The sequence below is a fragment of the Okeania sp. SIO2C9 genome (assembly GCF_010672455.1).
Taxonomy (GTDB): Bacteria; Cyanobacteriota; Cyanobacteriia; order Cyanobacteriales; family Microcoleaceae; genus Okeania.
In genome coordinates this window covers 43,635-63,977 of record NZ_JAAHGO010000021.1, presented here as the reverse complement: position 1 = coordinate 63,977, position 20,343 = coordinate 43,635, and the positions used below count along the sequence as shown (strand labels likewise).

The 20,343-nt window shown below is 37.2% G+C and carries 15 protein-coding genes; 5 read left to right on the top strand and 10 right to left on the bottom strand.

What is annotated here, in order from left to right; all coding sequences use genetic code 11:
- Window positions 1-20 precede the first annotated feature (20 nt).
- From F6K23_RS18105 to F6K23_RS18095, 3 genes are all read left to right on the top strand, one after another.
- A complete protein-coding gene (locus F6K23_RS18105) occupies window positions 21-4,118 on the top strand; it encodes a non-ribosomal peptide synthetase (RefSeq protein WP_293158417.1) in 4,098 nt (1,365 codons plus the stop codon).
- Window positions 4,119-4,807: 689 nt separating this feature from the next.
- On the top strand, window positions 4,808-5,404 hold the full coding sequence (locus tag F6K23_RS18100) for a hypothetical protein (protein WP_293158414.1): 597 nt from the start codon (window positions 4,808-4,810) through the stop codon (window positions 5,402-5,404).
- A gap of 478 nt (window positions 5,405-5,882) precedes the next feature.
- Window positions 5,883-6,920 carry a methyltransferase gene (locus tag F6K23_RS18095; protein WP_293158411.1) on the top strand — a complete coding sequence of 346 codons (1,038 nt, stop codon included), beginning with the start codon at window positions 5,883-5,885 and terminating at the stop codon, window positions 6,918-6,920.
- A 379-nt stretch (window positions 6,921-7,299) separates the two neighbouring features.
- Here the strand turns inward: F6K23_RS18095 and F6K23_RS18090 are convergent, their stop codons facing one another.
- On the bottom strand, window positions 7,300-8,181 hold the full coding sequence (locus F6K23_RS18090) for a shikimate dehydrogenase (protein ID WP_293158408.1): 882 nt from the start codon (window positions 8,179-8,181) through the stop codon (window positions 7,300-7,302).
- Window positions 8,182-8,258: 77 nt separating this feature from the next.
- On the opposite strand from F6K23_RS18090, the gene F6K23_RS18085 reads away from it, so the two are divergent.
- The gene (locus F6K23_RS18085) at window positions 8,259-8,753 is read left to right on the top strand and encodes a hypothetical protein (RefSeq protein WP_293158405.1); all 495 of its coding nucleotides are present in this window, start codon (window positions 8,259-8,261) and stop codon (window positions 8,751-8,753) included.
- Between the two features lie 922 nt (window positions 8,754-9,675).
- Here the strand turns inward: F6K23_RS18085 and F6K23_RS18080 are convergent.
- The 9 genes from F6K23_RS18080 to F6K23_RS18040 form a co-directional block, all read right to left on the bottom strand.
- Complete coding sequence (locus F6K23_RS18080; protein ID WP_293158403.1) at window positions 9,676-10,623, bottom strand: F0F1 ATP synthase subunit gamma; 948 nt, start codon at window positions 10,621-10,623, stop codon at window positions 9,676-9,678.
- Window positions 10,624-11,225: 602 nt separating this feature from the next.
- Window positions 11,226-12,743 (bottom strand): F0F1 ATP synthase subunit alpha, encoded by a 1,518-nt coding sequence (gene atpA / locus F6K23_RS18075; protein ID WP_293158401.1) that lies wholly within the window; start codon window positions 12,741-12,743, stop codon window positions 11,226-11,228.
- A gap of 48 nt (window positions 12,744-12,791) precedes the next feature.
- Window positions 12,792-13,337, bottom strand: a complete 546-nt coding sequence (atpH, locus tag F6K23_RS18070; RefSeq protein ID WP_293158399.1) for an ATP synthase F1 subunit delta — start codon at window positions 13,335-13,337, stop codon at window positions 12,792-12,794.
- Window positions 13,334-13,867 carry a F0F1 ATP synthase subunit B gene (locus F6K23_RS18065; RefSeq protein ID WP_287522620.1) on the bottom strand — a complete coding sequence of 178 codons (534 nt, stop codon included), beginning with the start codon at window positions 13,865-13,867 and terminating at the stop codon, window positions 13,334-13,336. The genes atpH and F6K23_RS18065 overlap by 4 nt, the downstream gene beginning before the upstream one ends.
- A 91-nt stretch (window positions 13,868-13,958) precedes the next feature.
- A complete protein-coding gene (locus tag F6K23_RS18060; RefSeq protein ID WP_293158397.1) occupies window positions 13,959-14,444 on the bottom strand; it encodes a F0F1 ATP synthase subunit B' in 486 nt (161 codons plus the stop codon).
- A 309-nt stretch (window positions 14,445-14,753) separates the two neighbouring features.
- The gene (gene atpE / locus F6K23_RS18055) at window positions 14,754-14,999 is read right to left on the bottom strand and encodes an ATP synthase F0 subunit C (protein WP_011611801.1); all 246 of its coding nucleotides are present in this window, start codon (window positions 14,997-14,999) and stop codon (window positions 14,754-14,756) included.
- Between the two features lie 528 nt (window positions 15,000-15,527).
- Complete coding sequence (atpB, locus tag F6K23_RS18050; RefSeq protein WP_375339679.1) at window positions 15,528-16,277, bottom strand: F0F1 ATP synthase subunit A; 750 nt, start codon at window positions 16,275-16,277, stop codon at window positions 15,528-15,530.
- 66 nt (window positions 16,278-16,343) lie between these two features.
- Window positions 16,344-16,787 (bottom strand): ATP synthase subunit I, encoded by a 444-nt coding sequence (locus tag F6K23_RS18045; RefSeq protein ID WP_293158395.1) that lies wholly within the window; start codon window positions 16,785-16,787, stop codon window positions 16,344-16,346.
- A gap of 661 nt (window positions 16,788-17,448) precedes the next feature.
- Entirely contained in the window at window positions 17,449-18,654 is a 1,206-nt protein-coding gene (locus F6K23_RS18040) for a bifunctional 2-polyprenyl-6-hydroxyphenol methylase/3-demethylubiquinol 3-O-methyltransferase UbiG (RefSeq protein WP_293158393.1), read from the bottom strand.
- A gap of 986 nt (window positions 18,655-19,640) precedes the next feature.
- On the opposite strand from F6K23_RS18040, the gene F6K23_RS18035 reads away from it, so the two are divergent.
- A complete protein-coding gene (locus F6K23_RS18035; RefSeq protein WP_293158391.1) occupies window positions 19,641-19,865 on the top strand; it encodes a hypothetical protein in 225 nt (74 codons plus the stop codon).
- Window positions 19,866-20,343: the final 478 nt, after the last annotated feature.

Here is a 20,343-nt window from a genome sequence, read left to right as displayed (position 1 = left end):
AAATAGAGAGGAATCAAGTTTTGTCTACTTTACTATCGCTTTCTACTTCCCACATACAGCAAGCAAATTGGTTTCTGTATAAGTTTAACTCTCAGGGTTTAACAGATAAAATATCTCTGGCGGTTAGAATTAAATCTCCTCTGGATATTCAAGCTGTCAAAAATACACTGCAAGTATTAACTGAACGTTACTCAATTCTTCGCAGTATTTATTACGAACAAGATGGAAAAATAGTTCAAACAATTAGGGAAAATGTCGATATTAATTTTGAACAAATTTCTGCTTCATCTTGGAGCAATGAGGAATTAGAAGGGCAGTTATGTGACTCAATAAAACGTCCTTTTAACTTAGAAAATAGCGGGGTATTTCGTGCTTGTTTATTTAAACGTTCGGTAACAGAGAATATTTTGTTATTGACTGTTCATCAAATAGCTGGAGATTGGGAGTCTTTATTAATATTAGTGAATGAATTTGTGGCTCTCTATGAATCAAAAATTAATGATGAATTTCTAGATTTACCCATACTAAATCAATCTTATGAAGATTATATTCAGAAAGAATTAGACTTGCTCAAGAGTTCAGAAGGAAAACAGTTTGGTGATTATTGGCAACAGAATTTGGCTGATGAATTACCAGTGTTAGAATTACCAACAAATTCTCCTCGTCCAACCATTAGAACTTATAATGGAAAATCAATAAGGCGCACCATAAATTTACAATTAAGTCAACAAATTAAACAACTGGCAAAAACAGAAGTAGTAAAAGTCGAAGAGATACTATTAGCAGTATTTAAAGTCCTGCTTTACCGCTATACAGGAGAAGAAGATTTACTTGTAGGTTTATTACAAAATCGAGAAAGTAAACCATTATTCCCTGGAGTTATTGGCAATTTTACTAATGTTACGGTTATCAGAGATTCTATTTCAGGGAATCTCAAGTTTACAGATTTTTTGACTCAAGTCAGTAAAACAGTATTTGAAACAGAAAGCTACAAAGATTATCCATTTGCTCTACTTGTACAACAACTCAAATTATCTAATCTGAGTTATTCTCCTATTTGTCAAGCAGCTTTTGGTTATTACAAGTTCGATAAATTATTTAATGCCAAAGAATTAGAATTAGAATATTATCAGATCCCACAACAAAAGGTAGATTTTGAACTCAGTTTAGAAGCAATTCATTTAGAGGAATCTCTATTGGTTGATTGGAAATACAATAGTGATGTATTAGCGGCAGAAACTGTAAGTCAAATTGCCGAACATTTCCAGAATTTACTAACAGCAATTGTGGAAAATCCTCAGACAGAAGTAGATAAGTTACCGATACTGAGTGAGAGGGAAAAACAGCAAATATTAGTGGAGTGGAACAATACAAAAACAGATTATCCTCAAAGCAAATGTATCCATGAATTATTTGAGGAACAAGTAGAAAAAACTCCGGATGCAGTGGCAGTAGTTTTTGCAGAAGAAAAGCTGACTTATTCACAGTTGAATATCAAAGCAAATCAACTAGCTCAGTACTTACAAAAGTTGGGAGCAAAGCCAGAAACACATTTGGGAATATGTGCAGAACGTTCTTTAGAAATGGTCGTAGGGATATTAGGAATTCTCAAAGCAGGAGCAGCTTATGTACCGCTAGATTCCAGCTACCCCTCAGAACGTTTAGCTTATATGATTTCTGATGCACAAGTATCAGTGTTGCTGACTCAGGAATCATTAGTGACATCTTTGCCCAAACATCAAGCACAGGTTGTTTGCTTAGATAAAGATTGGGAGGCGATCGCTCAGTTGCCTACAGAAAATTTGGCAAAAGTGGCCAAACCAGAAAATCTAGGCTACATCATCTATACATCCGGTTCCACAGGTAAACCGAAAGGAGTTGCTATGAGTCAACGCGCTCTGGTTAACCTAATTATGTGGCAGGAGCAGGAAGCGATTATTGGTGAAGGTGCAAAAACATTACAATTTGCTCCCATCAGTTTCGACGTATCTTTCCAAGAAATTTTTTCCACGTTATATTCTGGAGGTACTTTAGTGTTAGTGTCTCAAGAAATCAGGCGCGATAGTTTTGCTTTGATGCAATTTATGGTTGATAACGAAGTAGATAAACTATTTGTACCATTTGTCGCTTTGCAACAGTTGGCTACAGTTGCTGCTCAATGTCAAACTTTGCCACAACTGCGTGAAATTGTTACAGCAGGCGAACAGTTACAGATGACTCCAGACCTGATTGAATTAATAAAACGACTGCCCAACTGTAGGTTACAAAATCAGTACGGTCCATCGGAAAGTCATGTGGTTTCTGCTTACAGTTTACAAGGTGCTGCGGAAAGTTGGCCAGCACTACCTCCTATTGGTCGCCCTATTGCTAACAATCAACTTTATATTTTCGATAGAAATTTAAAACCAGTTCCCATAGGTGTTCCTGGAGAACTGTATATTGGAGGAGTAGGTGTAGCAAATGGTTATCTTAATCGTCCAGATTTAACAGCAGAAAGATTTATTAATATCCCCCTTGGGTCCCCCTTGGAAAGGGGGAGACTAGAAGAAATCTCCCTTCCGTCCACCTTAGAAAGGGGGAGACTAGAGGTTCCCGCTTTAGAAAGGGAGAAACTACAAATTCCCCTCTTACAAAGGGGGGTTAGGGGGGATAATATTTCCCTATACAAAACAGGAGATTTAGCTCGCTATCTTCCTGATGGTAATATCGAATTTATTGGTCGCATCGATAACCAAGTCAAAATTCGAGGTTTTCGGATCGAAATCGGAGAAATTGAAACTACTATCAGTCAACATCCCACTGTTAAAGAAACAGTAGTTTTGGCAAGAGAAGATAATCCTGGTAATAAACGTTTAGTGGCATATATTGTGCCCGAAACTGAAGCGAATCAAAAAACTGTACCGCAACTAAAACAATATCTCAAGGAAAAATTGGCAGAGTATATGATACCTTCAGCTTTTGTGGTTTTGTCACAACTACCGTTAACTCCGAATGGGAAAGTTAACCGTCGTGCTTTACCTGCACCAGATATTTCTAGTTTTAGTGAGAGTAATAATTTCGTTGCACCACGAGATGATATTGAAGGACAATTAGCAGAGATTTGGTCAAATATTCTCAATATTCATCCAGTGGGAATTAAAAATAATTTCTTTGAGTTAGGAGGTCATTCTCTATTAGCAGTTAATTTAATGGCAAAAATTCAACAACGCTTTGCCAAACAATTACCTTTATCTACTCTGTTTACTAATCCCACAATTGAAGATTTAGCAAGTTTAATCCGAGGAGAAAGTCAAGTTATTTCTTCTTCTTTAGTTCCTTTGCAAAGTCAGGGAAATAAGCAACCATTTTTCTGCGTACATCCTGCGGGCGGTCATGTATTTTATTACCAGGAATTATCCCATTATTTAGGTAATAATCAGCCTTTTTATGGTTTACAAGCTCAAGGATTTAATGAAGGAGAAAAAATCTTTACAAATGTGGAAGATATGGCTGAATTTTATATCAAAACTATGCAAGAATTTCAACCAGAAGGACCCTATCAAATTGGTGGTTGGTCTTTTGGGGGAGTTGTTGCTTTTGAAATGGCACAACAGTTAGTTCAGCAGGGACAAGAAGTTAGTTTATTGGCTTTATTAGATCCTTGGGTTCCTATTTTATTAGACCCCAATAAAAAGATTGATAATTTATACATGAGAGGTGTATTAAGTCGTTATTTTGGCGGTATGTTCGGTATAACTAATTTAGTTAGGGAGGATGAATTAATTGGGCTAAGTTCAGAGGAGCAAATAGAGTTTATTATTGATAAAGCGGAAAAATTAGAGTTATTTCCCCAGGCAGCGACTCGTGAACAAAATCGACGGTTTATTGATGTAATTATCGGTACTTTGAAAGCAACTTATAGTTATAAACGTCGGCCTTATCCGGGAAAAGTAACGGTATTTCGTGCAGAAGAAAAGCATCCTCATGGTATAGATCCTCAATTAGTTTGGGTAGAAATGTATGCTATTTTAGATGTATTTGATATGGAGGTAGTTATGGTTCCTGGCAATCATTTTACATTTATCAAGGAACCAAATAATAAAGTATTAGCAGAACGTTTGAGTGAGTATTTGAAGTAGTTCAATAATGGATAATTGATAATTACCTCTCCCTCAAAGAAAGAGGATTGAATAAAAGGAAAATTTTTTTCTTGTTTCTCCTTTAAAGGAGAGGCTTTAAACCTTAATTATTCGGTAAGTATTCAGCAGTTAGCTACCAGCTAAACGAAGTCAGAAGTCAGAAGTCAGAAGTTATTTTTGTAATACCAAATTGAAAAAATAATGTTATACCAATTTGATAAATATTTGTTAGAAATGCTAGGGACGTTGCATGCAACGTCCGTACGAAAGAAGGAAGAGGGAAGAAGGAAGAAGGGATAAAGATTTAAAAAAATGGAAAAACCATATAAATAACTATCTAAAATGAACTAGAATAGCTATTTTTCAGCATATCTGATCGAGGTCTATCTTTTTGTAGCATTCTTTTGTCAAATTGGTATTACAAATAAACTGGTTAGTAAATAACTAATAATCCACCTAAAACCTAAAACCTAGCACCTAGTATCTAATACCTACCACCTACCACCTAACACCTGACACCTAGAAAATTATTTGTAGCAAACATTTATCAAATTGGTATAACAGGGATTTGAGTAAGGCTCCAAAAATATTGCGCCAGTCAAGGCGGGGTTTTAGAGCCATATTATTTTGATAAATTTTTTTGTCATTCTTACAACTGATAACTGATAACTGATAACTGAAAAAAATCCATGGCTTACAGTAAATTCACCCTAGAAGAACTCAAACAAAAATTTAACATAACCCTGACAGGTAGCAAAGGAAAATTTAACAACTTACCAGAAGTTACCCCCAGTCAATTTCTTCTTGAAGCCTTAGAAGAATATTTACCCTTAGCAGTGGCGATAGGTTCAGAAAAAGCTCGCTCTGAATTAATAGTTGCACCAATTTTAGTGGCAATGAAAAAACATTTAAACAAACAGATAAGTTTATTTTCTGGCATTGAGTTTAATGTTGATATAGAGCTTGGATTAAATGGCTTTTGCGACTTTATTATGAGCCATTCAACCCAACAATTTTTCATCGAATCACCAGTTATCTCCTTAGTAGAAGCTAAAAACGACAATCTCAAATCTGGTTTTGCTCAATGCATAGCAGAAATGGTTGCCGCTCAAATTTTCAACCAACATCAAGGTAACGAGATTTCCAAAATTTATGGAGCTATTACTACTAGAACTGTTTGGCAATTTTTAGAGTTAGAAGGTAAAGCTGTAATATTAGATTTACAGGAATATTCCGTTGAAAATTTACCAAAAATTTTAGGAATATTGACCAGTTTTGTCAGTTAGTAATTATGTTTTTAGGCGTTGCACAGTGACAAATGATTTTAGATTTTTGATGGAATTGGATTTTGGATTAGTCAATTGCTAGAATGATTAATATTAGGTTTTTTTTAGCCAAAGTCTAAACTAATTTTTGGCAATATCATTCCATAATGTGCAACCCCAAATTATCAATACCCCATCTCCAATATTTCCTCCTAACTCCTGAGGACTGACTCCTGAGGACTGACTCCTCACAGCAGTTATTTATAAGTATTCAACCGAACATGATATAAAACCCCGCCTTGATTGGCGAAATATTTTTGGAGGCTTGCTTAAATACCTGTGAGAAAAATAACTTCTGACTTCTGACTTGGGGACTTCTGACTTCGTTAACCCTGTTCCCTCTTTTGAAGGAGATGTCTAATGGAACAAATAAGTTTAAGTACCTCTTTGAGAGTATTTGCTTTTATCATATAGTTAGTAAAAAAATTGGAGCTTAATTATGTTAGGATCTGCCTCAGAATCTAAGAAGAAAATCTATCGAATTATTTACGGTTACTGGCAAAGTCAGTGTGTTTATGTAGCAACAAATTTAGGTATACCAGAATTGCTGCATAACGGACAACAAACCGTTGAAGCAATAGCAGAAAAAACAGGCACAAAAGTAGAAAAACTTTATGTTGTGCTGCGTGCTTTAGCTCATTTAGGTGTCTTTTTAGAAAAACCTGGACGGGTATTTGCTTCTACAGAATTATCGGAACTTCTGATTACTAATGGTTCCCCTTCTATCGGTGATTTTTTAATGCACATTACAGAGCCTAATATGTGGGATGGTTGGCGAGAATTAGAAAACAGTTTAAAGACTGGAGAAGTTCCTTTTGAATTAGCAAAAGGTAAGGATTTTTATACTTCCTATATGACAGAAAATCCCAAGAGTAAAAACCTGTTCAACAATGCCATGAGTTATTTAACTGCTGAAGTTGTTGACCCGTTGTTTGCAGTTTATGATTTTGGTCGTTTTCAGACAATAATGGATGTGGGAGGAAATCAAGGTACATTAATTGCCAATATTGTGAAAAGATTCGGCTGTAAAGGTATTTTGTTTGACTTACCCCATGAAGTAGAAACTGCTCCTAATAATCTGGCAAAACATGGAGTTAATGATGCAGTAACAGTTATTGGTGGGAGTGCTTTGGAATCTTTACCAAAAGGTGCCGATGCAATTGTAATGAAATATTTTCTATCAGTATTTAGTAAAGAGGATTCAATCAAGGTACTGACTAACTGTCGAGAAGCTCTCTCGAAAGATGGTCGGGTTATACTTTTACAAACTTTAGTTCCTTCTGTAGGAGCGCCTGTAGAATATCCCGATGGCACAATACCAGCTTTAGCTGCAGTGCAAATGATGATTACTAATCCTGGAGGTTATTGGCGCACCGAACAAGAATACAAAGATTTGTTTGCAGCAAGTGGTTTTCAACTCGAACAAATCGTTCATACTGGCACAAGTGTGACACTTATGGAGTTTAGTTCTCTTTAAGCGATAGGCGCATCATATTACAGTAAATTTGGTGCGCTGTTTCCCAGATCGATCTTCATATTATCTTTTCTGTGATGGGTTTAACACCCACACGCGTCACTAGCGCTATCAATGCAGTTGGTGAGGGAGCAATCCCCATCAAGTGCATTCTCGGTGACTTGTAGGAACGTTGTATGCAACGTCTATATTTCAACAATCTGACGGGTACTCTAGCTGACTACTGATTACTTCTTCAAGTTGGGATGATTTAGTTTGAAAGAAGAAATAAGGAAAAAAGGAAAAGATACAGCTTGGTTCAACTAAACCATAGAGACACAAATATTCAAATAACATTGATAAAATTCCCCACTATATCTTTGATGAGCGTGTCGAGAGTATGTCAATCATTCAAGCCTAAATGTTGGCGTAGAGAATGGCGCATAATATCAACTGGTACAGACTTTTGTAACCATAATTCCAAAGCTGCAGCCCCTTGTTGAACCAACATTTCTAATCCATCAATAGCGATCGCTCCCCTAACCAAGGCTTGCTGAAGAAATTTAGTAGGGTTGGGAATATAGATTAAATCATAGACTATTGCTCCTGGTGATAATAGATCGAACACTTTCTCATCTATTGGAGACTGCTCAATATTAGGATACATTCCAATCGGAGTAGTATTCACTAGCAAATCTGCCTGTGAAACTAATCTTGACATTTCATCCCACTTATGTATTTTTACATTTACTGGTAAAGGAGAATTAATCCAACTTTGCTTAAAAGCAGCTAACTTTTCTTGAGACCGACCAATAACATGAATTTCTGCACAACCCAATTGTGCACAACCAGCCACTACTGCGCGAGATGCACCACCATTACCTAAAATCAACGCTACTTTTTGATGCCAATCCCAATTATAAGTTTTGAGTGGAGAAAGAAATCCTTCCACATCTGTATTTGTTCCCTCCCATCCTTTGTCTGTTTGATAAACAGTATTAACTGCCCCCACTGCTTGAGCAAGATCTGAAACTTTTGACAAAAGTGGTAATATAGTTTGTTTGTGGGGAATAGTAATATTAAAACCCTGAATGCCAATAGCAGAAAACCCAGCAATAGCTGTTTTTAAATTTTCTGGTTTAATTGGAAAAGGCAGATAAACATAATCTATTAAGTTTTGTTGATTATTTATTGCTTTAATTGCAGCATTGTGCATTACTGGAGACAAAGAATGTTCAACCGGATAGCCAATGACTCCTAATAATTTTGTTTTACCTGTAATCATTTGGGAAATATAAGTAAAAATTGCTATAATTTATTTTATAGAAATTAAACAACAAAAACTATAGTGCTATAGTAAAAATGACTATTATCGGAACTAGAGAAGCAGCTTTTTTATTAGGTATCTGTTGTCAACGCGTCAGAGTTTTACTTTCTCAAGGTAGAATCAAAGGCGCTTATAAACACAAGGGATTTTGGCGAATTCCTCTTTATGGCCAAATGCCTGTTGTCATACCAGGGACTAGAGGTCCTAAAGGTATGTGGTATCATCGACAGCGACAGAAGCCAACGATGATCCATGTTAATCAGCAAAAAATTCAAGCAAATCGCAAAAAAATAAATAAAAATCCTCAAATAGCGCTAGACCAATTGAAACCAGTAATCGCTTTGAAGCATGGAAAAGGTAACTATTTAGGTTTTCAGTTAGAAATTCAGGGTCCTTGTCGTATAGTTTATCGACCACTAAATCCAGCAAGTTGTGGCGCTCATTTGTGGATAGATACCTTTGAGCCAGTGCAGTTTGTAGATACTCAATTTAAACCTGTGATGGCAAAACGAGCTTATAAATATGTGTAATAAGTTTTTTCAACATTTAAACTAGATATATTAGACATATCCTTTGATTGGTTAAGTGAAAACATAGACGTATTTGCCCGTCACAAAGAGAGTTTAGGCTATATTAAAGCTCTAAAAATTGTGTAATATTATGTTCAGTTGAATATTTACACTTTGTAGGAAGGAAGGCAGCTATGCTGAGGGCACTTATGCTGAAGGGAATATTGGTTCAAGGCCAGAAGTTTTTTTATAACTGATTATCCGAACATGATATAAATCCCACTAAATAATTGTGTTTTGACAAACAGCCATTTCTACATTTGCTTCCTGTTGCCTGAGCAAATCTCTTCACAGTTTTATACTTATTCTACTGCCACTATCTTTTTTAAAATTGGTATAAGACAGGGAAATATTTTTTCCACTGTTGCTTCAAATCTAATAGTAGGCTACCAGTTCAATAATTAATAATTAATAATTAATAATTAACAATTACCTCTCCTTCAAAAGAGGAGGATTGACTCAAAAGAAAATTTTTTCTTGTTTCTCCTTTAAACAAGAGGCTTTCAACCTTAATTATTCGGTAAATTTGTCGTACCCTGCGGAGTCGCACCGCTGCGGCCTTTTCCCTACTCTCAATAAATAGGGTTTGCGCTTCACTAGTCTTTTAGCAGGGGGAGAAGTCAGGAGTCAGGAGAAATGGCTTGGGAGCGAGGAGGTAGGAGTAAGAATTATCCCTTGATTTTTCTGCCATAGTCAGCCCAAAATACTAGCTTTTTGAGCGTTTTCAACTGAAACACGAGCACTGCAATTCAACCCTCAAAGTGTTCAAACCTTTATATATCAATACTTTTATAATTAATCAGCAAGCCCTAAATAAGAAAAAAAATACGCCTGAGTCATCCCAGACGTATTAACAACATAAATAATTTTCCAAAGTAGCCTATTATTCTAAAGCACTAGCACCACCCACAACTTCCAGAATTTCTTGAGTAATAGCAGCTTGCCGAGCTTTGTTATAGGAAAGAGTTAATGTACCAACTAATTCACTAGCATTATCACTAGCATTACTCATTGCTGTCATCCGAGATGCTAACTCACTAGCAGATGATTCTTGCCACGCCCTCAATAACTGGTTAGTTAAAAATAATGGCAAGAGAGCTTCTAAAATTTGAGTTGGGTCTTGCTCAAAAATCATATCGCGGGGAAAGCTTTTAGTAGGTGATGTTACTTTGTCCCGTGATACTTCTAAGTGACCACCTTGAGTTGTTAAACGAAAAATTTCATCATCTTGAACTTCTAAACCTTGAGGGTCTAGAGGCAAAAGAGTTTGAATAACTGGTTTAGAGCTAATTAGGGAAATAAATTTAGTATAGATTAACTCTACTCTATCTATTGTTCCTGAGAGAAAAGCAGATAGTACTTCATCAGTAACTGCAGAAGCGTCATCAGCTGTAGGAATTTTTTCAGGATTATCGTAAGTGCTTAAAATCGGAGCTTCCCGACGCTGGAAATATTGAATTGCTTTACGTCCGACCAACAAATATTTATAATCTATTCCTTGCTGTGTTAGTTCACTAGCTCTAATTTCTGCACGTTTAATGATACTGCTGTTATAGCTACCACACAGACCACGATTTCCAGAAATCACTAATAACCCTACTGTTTTAACTTCCCTTTGTTTTAGTAGGGGTAAATCTACACTTTCAAATTGTAAACGTTCGGCAAGTCCATATAAAACTTGAGCAAGGCGGTCGGCAAAAGGCCGAGTATTAATAACTTGTTCTTGGGCACGACGTACTTTAGCAGCGGCCACTAAGCGCATTGCTTCTGTAATTTTTTTAGTGTTTTTGACCGAGTTGATGCGATCGCGAATAGCTTTTAAATTAGGCATGATTTTGTGTAGGAAGGAGTAAGAAGTAACAAGGAAGAAAGAAGAAGGGAACTCTCAACCCTTTTTTTCAATAAATCTATAGAGGTTGGCCTATAAATTAAGTGCGAATTAGTCTTAATTACTAAATCTAATTAACTAGCTATCAGCTATCAGCCGAAAAATTTGTGATATAGTTAGGCACCAGTTTGCGGAGCATTCCGGAACGTCCAAGCTTGGGTAAAATATGCCCGAATTCTGGCTTGTCGCTTAATTTTAGGAGGGGTTTAAATTCCCTTCTAAAAAGCTGACCGCTGATTGCTGAACTGCTGTTTGCGGAGCATTCCGTTAGGAAATGCTTTTTAATAATTAGTGGCTAGTTGCTTTTGAGCATTAACAAGTGACATACTCCCACACTAACCATTCGGTATAGTGTAGGCTTCTCGCTTCGCAGTCCTGCTATTGCATCGGACTCCACGAGCTTTAAGAACGGGATGCCCCACCGCCCTTTTTGCAGATCGAAAAACTACGCGCCTAGCTCCGCAATCAGATTTTACGCTTACCGCCGATTCATCTCACACCAAATTGAAAATTATGGTGTGAGGTTTCTCGACAGTTTAACTAATTTAAGCAGATACCAAGAATGTTTGCTTATACTCAGTAATACCTTCTTTTAAGACAGTTTGAGCTTCATCAGTCAGTACTTTTTCAGTACCGATAATTTCACCGAACTTGGGCTTACTGTTGTTCAAGTAATCCAGTAAACCAGAAATAAATTTAGTCACCTTCTCAAGAGGGATATCATCCAAGTAACCATTAATACCAGAATAAATCACTGCTACTTGCTCGGGAAGAGAGCGAGGCGAGTTTTGAGATTGTTTCAAAATCTCCCGCAAGCGCTGACCTCTTGCCAGTTGGTTTTGGGTAGCTTTATCCAAGTCTGAAGCAAATTGAGAGAACGCTTCTAATTCAGCAAACTGTGCTAGCTCTAACTTAATTTTACCAGCAACTTTTTTCATTGCCTTGGTCTGAGCGGCCGAACCCACCCTAGACACAGAAACACCTGCGTTTACTGCTGGGCGGAAACCTGCGTTGAATAAGTCACTGGAGAGGAAGATTTGACCATCCGTAATGGAGATAACGTTGGTAGGAATATAGGCAGAAACGTCACCAGCTTGAGTTTCAATAATTGGTAGAGCAGTCATACTACCTCCACCCAAATTATCATTGAGTTTAGCAGCTCTTTCTAAGAGACGGGAGTGGAGATAGAATACATCTCCTGGATATGCTTCACGACCTGGTGGACGACGCAGTAGCAAAGATACCTGGCGATAAGCTTGAGCTTGCTTGGAAAGGTCATCATAGATTACCAGAGTTGCTTTGCCTTTATACATAAAGTATTCAGCAATAGTAGCACCAGTATAAGGAGCCAAGTATTGGAGAGTTGCAGGGTCACTGGCATTAGCAGCTACTACAACGGTGTAATCCATTGCACCTTTTTCTTCAAGGGTACTTACTACCTGAACTACAGTAGAAGCTTTTTGACCAATAGCCACATATACACAGATAACATCTTCACCTTTTTGGTTAATGATAGTATCGATGGCGATCGCTGTTTTACCTGTTTGTCTGTCACCGATAATCAATTCCCGTTGACCTCTACCTATGGGAATCATCGAGTCTATAGCGGTGATACCTGTTTGCATAGGTTCACAAACAGAACGGCGTTCGATAATTCCTGGAGCAGGAGATTCAATCAGACGACTGTCATCGGTTTGAATATCTCCCTTACCATCAACAGCTCGACCGAGACCATCTACCACCCGGCCAACCATGGCCTCTCCTACTGGCACTTGAGCAATTCTACCTGTGGCAGTTACGGCAGATCCTTCTTGAATTTCCCGGCCTTCACCCATCAATACTGCCGCTACGTTATCTTCTTCTAGGTTTTGGGCAATACCTACTGTGCCATCTGAGAACTCTACCAGTTCTCCTGCCATTACCTTGTCTAGGCCATAAATCCTGGCAATACCGTCACCCACTTGTAGAACAGTACCAACGTTAGATACTTTGACATCTTGGTCGTACTGTTCTATTTGGTCGCGAATAATTTGGCTAATTTCGTCAGGTCTGATTGATACCATTTTCCTTTTTTATTGTCCAGTCTTTTTTATTTACAAAAAATGAGCGAATTATGCTTTGAGGCTGATGCCAATTCGGCGTAGTTGTCCTTGCAGACTAGAGTCAATTATCTGAGAGCCTATTTTGATAATGACACCACCGAGTAAACTTGAATCGATTTTGGTTTCAATATCTACATCTCTTGCATCAGTCATTGATTTGACTCGTTCGCGGACTGTATTTTTTTGGTCTTCGTTTAATTCTACTGCGGAGGTCACTTCTGCTAGAACAGTTTGATTTAGTTCTCGCAATAGTGCTAGGTATTTTTTCCCTATCTCTTCTAGAAAAATAATCCGACCTCTATCAACTAGCAGCATTAAAAAATTACGCATATAGGGATTTACTTCATCGCCCATCATGCGTTGCAGCACTGTTTTTTTGTCTTCTGGTTTAATAATTGGATTTCCCATAAATTGCTTCAATTCTGGGGATTCATCCATAATATTAATCAGGGAACGTATATCTTCCCCAAACCTCTCAGCAAGGTCTTTTGATTTAGCCAAGGACATTAGAGCTGCTGCGTAGGGTTCTACAATTTCACCAGCAATTACAGTCATGATTGACCTCCTAATAACCCCAGACTACGATCTATTAATTGTTGCTGGGCATTCTCATCTAAAGTTTCTTTGAGGCGAGATTCTACTTGTGCCAATGCTTTAGATGCTACAATTGAGCGCAGTTGGGCAATTGCTTTATCTCTTTCCGAGTCCATCTCTTGGCTAGCAGTAGCTTTCATCCGCTCAATATCTTGTTCTGCCTGTTGCTCAATTTTTTGCTTGACTTCCTGTGCTCTTGTTTCAGCAGTGGCTAGAATTTTTTCGGCCTCTACTTGAGCTTGGGTCAACTTTTGTTGTTGAGCTGCTAGAGCTGATGCTGCTTCTTGTTGACGTTTTTCTGCTTCTTTGATTGCTTGTTCAATAGTGGCGCGTCTTTCACTAAGAATTTTCCCAATAAAACCTCGCCCAAAATAAATTAAAACTACAATCAAAATTCCTAAATTAATTAGGTTAGTGTCTAAAAGATCCAGGTTTAAACCGAAACCTTCTTCTGCGCTAGCTTCTGTGGCTAGCCATAAAACATTTACCATGATATCCTGTGATAGTTAGCCTTAAATTATCTTGTTGTATGCTGAGTTTTACGATCAATAGCTCAACTTTTCAACCTGGAATTTTCTTTGGCTATCTGACCAATTCTGGTCCTAATAGTTTTTCTAGAATTTGGCGGCTCAAAGAGTCTACCTGTTCTTCTAACTGTTGCAAAGCTGCTTGCTTTTGCTCTTCTATTTCTTTAGCTGCTTGTTCTCTTTTGGCTTGTGCTTCTTGTTGAGCTTGAGCCACTTTTTCGGCTACTATTTTCTGAGCTGTTGCTTGAGCTTCAGTAATAATTGCTTGAGATTTTTTACGAGTTTCTGCTAGGTCTTGCTCGTATTGTTCAGCTAATTTTTTTGTCTTTGCCAAACCCTCTTGTGCTTTGATTTGATTGTCGCGGATATAATCTGCACGAGAATCTATAGCTTTACCCAGTGGTTTGTAAAAAATTTTATCCAACACAAAAGCCAGAATCAGAAACTGAATTGCCATTAAGGGTAGAGTTGCATTAATGTCAAACAAACCACCCTTTTCTGCTACTTCTTCAACGGCTAGTAATATTGTCCAATTTATCATTTTCTCTAATCTTTAGGTGGTTCCCATAGTTTAAGTAGGGTTTAACTAGCTATCAGCTATTAGCGCTTCAGCTATCAGCCTAAAAATTTGCTTGGGTATCTTAAAGCTTGGGTAAAACATCCCCGACACGCGAGCTTGTCGCTTAATTTTAGGAGGGGTTGATCATCCTCTTTCCGGAACGGAATGATCCGCTTTCCGCACCAAGCTGACTGCTGAACTGCTGAACTGCTGAACGCTTTTTAAAGATTTTAGATTTTCGATCTCCAAAATCAAAAATCTAAAATCCCTATTTTCTATAATTAGGGTTGTTTATGCAAAGGGGTTGGCAAATAGCAACACCAGTGATACCACCAAACCATAAATTGTTAAAGCTTCCATAAATGCCAAACTCAACAATAATGTGCCTCGAATTTTTCCTTCTGCTTCTGGTTGACGGGCAATACCTTCTACAGCTTGACCTGCTGCATTTCCTTGACCAATTCCAGGACCAATCGCACCTAAACCTACAGCTAAGGCAGCAGCAACGACGGAAGCAGCAGCAATCAATGGATCCATAATAATTTTCTTTCCTTTTTTAACCTAAAGTACAAACTTGACGATTAACTAGAACTATATTGATTACACTTTTGCGTAATCAACTACAACATACACAATAGTCACTTTTTTCGATGAACTGATGTGTTGACATCCTCCCGACGCTGCTCTACTAGACAGCGCGGGATTCCTTAACATTACTGTTAGGGGCTTTCTGTTTCCTCCTCCGGAGGAGATCCGCTAACATAGCACCTGCCTTCCGAGATTTACTCCCTTCGGGTCTTACGGTCGCTCTACAGACTGAAACTGCGAGTCCCGCAGCCTAAATAATGAATGCAGTGGAGTCTGAAACTTGAACTTGTTCAAGTTTCATGCTTTTACCTCACATCACTCATCCATTCTAAATTTTACTTGTTTTTTGGTGGGGACTTATTGCTCTACCATTTCCAGTTTCCGTGAATCTGGCGATAATTCATCCCACTAACAGCTTAGAATACCAGACTTTGAGTTATTTTTGAGCAACTTTTTTTTCTACTACTCACCTAACTCTTAATCGTGATGTTCTGCGCCGTGTTCTTCTAACGCTTCTCCGATGTAGTTAGCAGCTAGGGTTGCAAAAATTAGTGCTTGAATAGCACTTAAAAATAGACCCAAAACCATTAGTGGTAGAGGAATAAACAGAGGTACTAACAGAACTAGCACTCCCACAACCAATTCATCGGCAAGAATATTACCAAATAAACGGAAGCTTAGGGACAAAGGCTTGGTAAAATCTTCTATGATCTTAAAGGGGACCATAAATGGTACTGGTTCAGCATAACCCGCAAAATATCCTAAGCCTTTTTTGCTGATACCTGCATAAAAATATGCTATGGAAGTCAGTAGTGCCAATGCCACTGTTGTATTAATGTCACTTGTGGGGGCAGCAAGTTCTCCCGCAGGTAGTTCTATTACCTTCCATGGTACTAGCGCTCCTGACCAATTTGACACAAATATAAATAGGAACAAGGTACCAACAAATGGCACCCAAGGGCGATAATCTTTTTCACCAATCTGGTCTTTTGTTAGGCTGCGTATAAATTCCAGGATGTACTCCATGAAATTTTGCATCCCACTAGGAATTCGCTGCACATTGAGTGTTGCTGTTAAGGCAGCCAAGACTATCAAGGCAATTACAAACCAGGATGTGAGTAAAATTTGCCCATGTATTTTGAGGCTGCCTAGCTCCCAGTAAAAATGCTGGCCAACTTCTAGTTCAGCCAGAGGTAAATAGTTAATAGTATGCAAAATATCTAGCATTTTGATTCTCAGGCTTCCCGATTTATATCAAGTGGATTTTTCAACAATTAGAATTAGCTTGAATTGCTATGAGTTTGGCATCAAGGTGGTTCGCAGTACATGTATTATTAGTGCTGCTTTGTAAGTCAGAAACCCTAGGAAAATCGGCAAAATTTTGAGCTGATTTAACTGAGTTGCTAATATTATTAGCCCGACAAATATTGCTAACCTTGTTTTACCTACACTTCTTTTATCCCCGCCAATACTCTCAACTTCTTTAGCTAACATCCTTAAGTAAACCACACTTGTCGTTGCTCCTATCAAATAATTAAGAGCAATGTTTAGGGAGTAAAAAACCCAGACAAAGATAAATATTATACCTGTAATTGTCAAGGTGATTACATATAATTCCTGCTGCAGTTTGTAATACTCTTGCATTGAAGTATTTGGTTCTGCCCCTGCAGTGCCAACTTCTGGAGTATTACTATCGTCAACAGTTATTGGTTCTGGTGATGTATCAGATAAATTCACAAAATTTAGATACCGATCGCAAGTTGCAGGCTTCTTTTTATAGCAAGCAAAGCATAACGGCTGGACATAATAATAAAAGTTAGCTTTCTTTTTTGTCTTGTGCCCTCTGCCTCCTGCTTTCTAGATATACCAAAAGTAATCATACCATGCTGAAGTTCCCATACCATAAGATATATCAGAAGGAAGAAAGAAGAAGAAAGAAGGAAGAAGGAAAAGTCTTACGTTGTCTGAGTTTTAAACTTTTGAACTGCCTTAACCTTATCCTTCGACTGCTATGTATTTAGTTTTTTGGGCTAAGGTGTTTTTATCTAAAGAATTAAAAATGAAAAATTAATTTATAAAAGAGATTAGAAGGCAAATCTTTAAATAGACTTCTCCGGAAAAAAGGGAGTAGGGAGTAGTAGGAACGTTGCATGCAACGTCCCTACAGAGTAGAGGGAAATAATTGATGATTTATCTACGATAATTGATTTTATTTTTTATTATTGGAGATGTTTAATGTCTTGAATAAAATCATAGGTTATCCTGCTCGCTAACGTGTGAAGATATATATTTTTTAATTTCTGACCACACTCCCGACATTCCCCTCCTGGGAGGGGGAGGGGCGAGGGGTGGGTTACCAAGCTCTCTCTACCATTACTATGCACCACCACCAAATCATTTAACTTGAACCAGGAGTTAGTAGAATCAAAAGTTTGGACTGAAGTGATCGCACAATTTCTAATCCCACTGGTACATTAGCTAATATTTCTCCTACTGTTGATGGAGATTGGCTGTTAGACTCTGTATCACAAGCTTGTAGAAATTCATATTCTTCCCTTGACAAATTTACTAATTTATAGTCACCATCAAATATATTCTCGCTAGGCCATCCCTGAATACAAGGGCTTAATTCAGGTATTGCTGCTAATAGAAGGCGATCGTCAGACCAATCAATTTTTGCTAAAGGTGGCCTACCTAAGAAAAACTCGTAATGACTAATCTGAGAGTCTAATAATTCAATCAAACGATAACGTTCCCGATAGTCCAAATCAACAACTCTTTCCACTAACTCGGAAGATTTTCCGATAAGTCGCTCTATATTCCAGTATTCACGATTAGAAAATCCCAGAAACTTTAAACCAGATGCTTCTATCAACTCAAACAGAGTATCGATATTATAATCAATCTCTTGGGGATGGACATACATATCTGCAAAACACTCATCTCTTTTATTTTCAAAAGCCCATCTTTCCTGTTCATATTTGACAAGACGGTTATTCTCTGGTAGCGAAGCAAAAAGTTGACGTCCGATTTTTACTCCATCTTTGTAATTTCTAGGTTGATTACCTTGAAGGATAGCGATCGCCTGTTGCATGAGTTTAATTTCCCAGCGACCCAACTCTGCATAAACAAAGATGTGCATAATTCCACCAGGAGCTAACTTCAAAGCCAGATTTTGAATACCTCTAATTGGATCGGGTAAATGATGCAGAACTCCTACACAATTAATAAAGTCAAACTCTCCTTCTATTTGGCTTACATCATATATGCTCAGATGATGAAATTCTACTCGTGAAGCTCCCGAACGACTACACCGTTCCTTGGCCACTCGTAAAGCACCACTACTCAAATCAATTCCAACTACAGATGCTTGAGGATTAAGATGAACCAAATAATCTGTACTAGAACCAGTACCACAACCTGCATCTAAAATTCTAATATTTTGTTTTTGGGGTGTTTGACCAGTGCAAAAACTGTAAGCTACTGGCCAACTCCAGCGCCAGTTATATCCAGGTGGTGCTTCATCTACTAAAGGGTCTGGGGGAAATGGAAAAGTATCGTAGAGTCCCTCAACAGCAGAACTAATATCTAATTTATTCTTCATCTTGTGTTAGGTTTAATAGTCACTAAATATATTTGCTAAAAATTATAGTGCTATATATAGCAATCCCAAATGATTTGTCAAAAAATCTAAGGATAGATCAAAATTCTGAGACTTTTACCAGCATTCCCAGATCCGGTATTTCCTATTCTTTAAATTAAAAGATATTTTTACCCGCAACTGAAATAGGATTGCTATATATAATTTCTTAAATTTATAAATTTGCAAATTATTTTTAGCTTTGCCGTTTTCATCTTGAAAGAAGGTTATTACAAAGGGTGCATCTCATAGCAAGCAAAAATACTTTTTTCCTATATATTCCCTTCCGGAGCTGTTGCCTTTCGGAGCTGTTGCCTAAAAGCGATAAGTTTTTGGCTTTATTCACGCATTGAGATGCACCCATTACAAAGATACAATAATTGCGTCAATTCCTAATATAAACTTATAAATAATATGACAAATTATTTCTCGCCTCTAGTACAATACACGACAAAAGCAAAATGAAAGTATAAGAACTATTGTGGGCAAAAATGATATTCAAAATCGCTACTTTCCAGAGTTTGTTAAATGGATGGAGATAATTTTAAGTAGAAAATTACCGAAAAATTGTGGTTTAAAGCCTCTCCTTTTAAGGGGATAATAAAGAAAAAATTTTCTTTGAGTCAATCCTCTTCTTTTCAAGGAGTGGTAATTATTAATTAGGTTTTGCTGAATAAATATCACGCGTATTGACTGATATTGGTTTGAGCAATTTTAGGTATGGGAAAATTACCAGCTTTTCGATGGAAATAGCTGCAAAAAGCTAGTATTTTGGAATAATTATGACATAAAAATTGAGGGACAATTCTTACTTCTACCTCATCGCTCATTCCCCATTTCTCCTGTCTCCTGTCTCCTGTCTCCTACCCTCACCCATGAGACTTTTTCAGCAAACCCTAATTATTCATTGTTGAACAGGGATTAGTGTTAATAGATATAAACAGTTAGCTTTGTTTATTGCTGGAGCAGTTGAGTTAGGCATATTACTAGAAGAATTATCTGAGGAACAATGGAATTTAACTGGGGAGTTTATCAGAAGTTATAGAAAATTTTTTAAAGAATTATTGGGTGGTGATAATTATCCAGAACAAAAGGGGCTATGGGGTCGAAAAAGTTGGCAATTTAAACAGTGCGATACAACGGTTGAAATTGTCATAAATATTTTCAAAAAGTAGAATTTTTATGAGATAAATTCCTGAAGGTCTACGACTATGTAATCTCAAGGTAAGAAATTTTTCTATTAGTTGGAAAGAAGTTTATTTCAGATTATATTTTAATTCAGAGTTAGAAGCATACGTTGACCCGATTGGCAAAAGGTTATTTAGAGGTTCTAAAGGTTTCAAAGAACTTAAGGTTTACCATATTTATCATTTCAGTTAAAATAGTTTAACAACTTTGGATAATCTGCAACTTATTTTGCTTTATTGTAATAGTAAAAAAATAATAATTTAAAGTAGCAAAAATTATTCTTATTTTAATTGTAAGCATCATATAATATCGTGTTTACTGGGGCACGTTTGTGTAAACCCAGACGTGAATATCGACAGGAAATTTAATTTTTTTCAAGTTTTTAAGCCTTTTTTTATCTTCCTTTTTCCTTATTCTTACCTGACAATACTGCGGACTTGATATAACAAGATGAAATGACTCGCG

Coding starts and splice junctions, on each gene's coding strand:
- F6K23_RS18095 (WP_293158411.1), top strand. CDS start 5,883: ATGTTAGGATCTGCCTCAGAATCTAAGAAGAAAATCTATCGAATTATT.
- atpA (WP_293158401.1), bottom strand. CDS start 12,743: ATGGTATCAATCAGACCTGACGAAATTAGCCAAATTATTCGCGACCAA.
- F6K23_RS18080 (WP_293158403.1), bottom strand. CDS start 10,623: ATGCCTAATTTAAAAGCTATTCGCGATCGCATCAACTCGGTCAAAAAC.
- atpE (WP_011611801.1), bottom strand. CDS start 14,999: ATGGATCCATTGATTGCTGCTGCTTCCGTCGTTGCTGCTGCCTTAGCT.
- F6K23_RS18060 (WP_293158397.1), bottom strand. CDS start 14,444: ATGATAAATTGGACAATATTACTAGCCGTTGAAGAAGTAGCAGAAAAG.
- F6K23_RS18065 (WP_287522620.1), bottom strand. CDS start 13,867: ATGGTAAATGTTTTATGGCTAGCCACAGAAGCTAGCGCAGAAGAAGGT.
- F6K23_RS18040 (WP_293158393.1), bottom strand. CDS start 18,654: ATGAAGAATAAATTAGATATTAGTTCTGCTGTTGAGGGACTCTACGAT.
- atpH (WP_293158399.1), bottom strand. CDS start 13,337: ATGACTGTAATTGCTGGTGAAATTGTAGAACCCTACGCAGCAGCTCTA.
- atpB (WP_375339679.1), bottom strand. CDS start 16,277: ATGCTAGATATTTTGCATACTATTAACTATTTACCTCTGGCTGAACTA.
- F6K23_RS18100 (WP_293158414.1), top strand. CDS start 4,808: ATGGCTTACAGTAAATTCACCCTAGAAGAACTCAAACAAAAATTTAAC.
- F6K23_RS18085 (WP_293158405.1), top strand. CDS start 8,259: ATGACTATTATCGGAACTAGAGAAGCAGCTTTTTTATTAGGTATCTGT.
- F6K23_RS18090 (WP_293158408.1), bottom strand. CDS start 8,181: ATGATTACAGGTAAAACAAAATTATTAGGAGTCATTGGCTATCCGGTT.